Genomic DNA, 2,171 nt, shown 5'->3' on the forward strand with positions numbered 1-2,171 from the left:
CTACGCGCAATGCATGATACGCATTTGCATTGTTCGTGAGATTCCGATTCCAGTAGCCAGCCCAATTCCCACATTCGTTCTGAATACAATGACCGCTCGTCATCCGTCAGAGTACCGCCGGCGATTATGTCGGCCATCTGTTTGGCCCACTTGTGGTATGCGGTAAATACTGAGGGAGTTTCATAGATGATGCGTTCTAGTTGCTCGGCAAACTGCATCTCATAATCAGTTTTTTCCATATCTATGGCGAAGTGCAGTTGATCTGCAACACTTTTGATCAGATTTTTGCGACGTTCGTCATCCTTGACCAATCGTGCGAGATCATCTTTGATCCCGCTAGCATTTACCTCACGCTGTACTTTCTTGAAATCGTCCAGAGAAATGCCCAGTACGGGATCATCTTCGTTTTGGTATTCCGCAAAATACTGTTTCGTACCCATTTCAATGAACGCGTTGCGTAACGGGTCCTGAGACTTTCTGTCTTCCGGATCATTCGTAGTCATAGACCAACTCCTTTGTTATTGGATGGTTCTGACAGTACTAGTCTCATAGCAATGGTGGAACAAGTTCTTCACTCTGTGGGATCATGCCATGGGTTTTGCATCTCACAAGTATTTGAGGTGTTAAACAGGTGAAATTGGTGACCAAACAGGTGCTTGGGTTGCGGAGCGAGGAGTGTTAGTCATCGGCGGATGACTGGTGCCATAAATTACGGTAGAAGCTGGGCCGAGGGGCTACTAGGTCAGGGCTGCCGGTCCCATACAGAACCGGCAGCCCCGCCCGCCTCACAAACCAATCAGCTCTTACTCCCCATGAGCCACTCTGCCGTGGCGCGCTGCACGGCCTCGTCCTTGACACCCCAGCTGGCAACCACCTTCATTTCCTCCTCCACGGTCTGGCTGATGGCCATCTCGGGGAAGTACTTGCGGGTGAGGGGGTGCTTCGGATCGATCATGTGGGAGGCCTGGAACAGGTCCTCCGCCTTGAACCCCTCCATGTTGTACAGCCGGGCCGCGAGTTCCTCGTGGAGCACGCCGACCACGGGGCATCGGCCGGCACATACTCGCCCTCGGCGGCAATGGCGCCACCTTCACCGAACACCTTGTTGCGGATCAGCACGAGATTCTGATGGTCCCCATCCTCATCCCAGAACGGGTCGGGATTGTCTTCGGTCCACGGCACGCCGTTCTCGTCCTCCTCCAGGAAGTAATCGAACAGCATGGGGATGCGAACAAGCCGGTATCCGGGCTTGAGAACGCGCTTGCTGATCTCCCACGCATCCTCGTCCCGCCAATACCATTCGTTGTTCTCGTCATCCTCGTCGTCGGGATCCACGTCGGCCACGGCCTGCAGAAACTCCTCGCGCAGAACCTCCTTGCCGAATATGTCGCTCAGAAACGTGCCGTTGTTCTCTTCCTCGCTCAGGGATTCAGGACCCGCGGCATGCTCGGGGTCGTAGGTCCACCTCAGAGGCAGTTGGCAGGCGTAGCCCGCCACGTAGCGCAGGTCGCTCAGCCGCTGAACCGCATAGGTGTATCCGCCGCAATCGTTGATTTCCATAATCGTCTTCCCTTCTCGCATATTTTCATGGTGTTCAGCTCTGGTATGCAAAGCTGGACTGTTGCTTTTTAGGTGTTGGCTGTCCTCGCTGTCGGTCTTCTTTCCCGAGCATTCGCGGGAACATGGAACGGGGTGCATTCAACAGTGAGACGCCGGCATAAGATCCGCATCCAAGATTTCTCTTGTTCGGTATCTACATTGTGGGGCGAAAGAATCTCTGTGGCAGAAAACTGCCTAACGGCATTGCACTGGGGTGATCCATGATTGACGGGATGCCCCTTAGCGCGGTGCTCTTCGGCTCTCCCAAGGATTTGGGGCGCCAAATGGACGAAAATCAACGAAAAAATGGGTATTCGACGCCCCAAAGAGCAGGATTCGGGTATTTGACGCCCCAAATATGTGGTGAGGAGGGACAGAATCACCAAGCTGGGGTTTGTGGAACTTCAAACAGGCAAACAAAAACCGGCCCCCATTCGGAGGCCGGTTCTATGTACAAGCTCCACAGTGCGGAATCTCTACACAACATCATCGTCGTAGCGGTAAGTCTTAAAATCCGCCCAACTTCACTGACCATACGCAGCCATTCACTCTTGTGGGCTCCGCTGTTCTGT

4 protein-coding genes are annotated in these 2,171 nt (G+C 53.8%); all 4 read right to left on the reverse strand.

Features of this window, described 5'->3' with window-relative positions:
- Positions 1-503: hypothetical protein (locus tag Tam10B_RS12685; protein WP_143248661.1), on the reverse strand; the 503-nt coding region annotated here is incomplete at its 3' end.
- 293 nt (positions 504-796) lie between these two features.
- Positions 797-955: a hypothetical protein gene (locus Tam10B_RS12690; protein WP_158214223.1), complete on the reverse strand. Its 159-nt coding sequence runs from the start codon at positions 953-955 to the stop codon at positions 797-799.
- Positions 952-1,560 carry a hypothetical protein gene (locus tag Tam10B_RS12695; protein WP_093961597.1) on the reverse strand — a complete coding sequence of 203 codons (609 nt, stop codon included), beginning with the start codon at positions 1,558-1,560 and terminating at the stop codon, positions 952-954. The genes Tam10B_RS12690 and Tam10B_RS12695 overlap by 4 nt, the downstream gene beginning before the upstream one ends.
- Before the next feature lie 418 nt (positions 1,561-1,978).
- Positions 1,979-2,171: hypothetical protein (locus tag Tam10B_RS13675; protein ID WP_233133732.1), on the reverse strand; the 193-nt coding region annotated here is incomplete at its 5' end.

The sequence above is a fragment of the Bifidobacterium vansinderenii genome (assembly GCF_002234915.1).
Lineage (GTDB): Bacteria > Actinomycetota > Actinomycetes > Actinomycetales > Bifidobacteriaceae > Galliscardovia > Galliscardovia vansinderenii.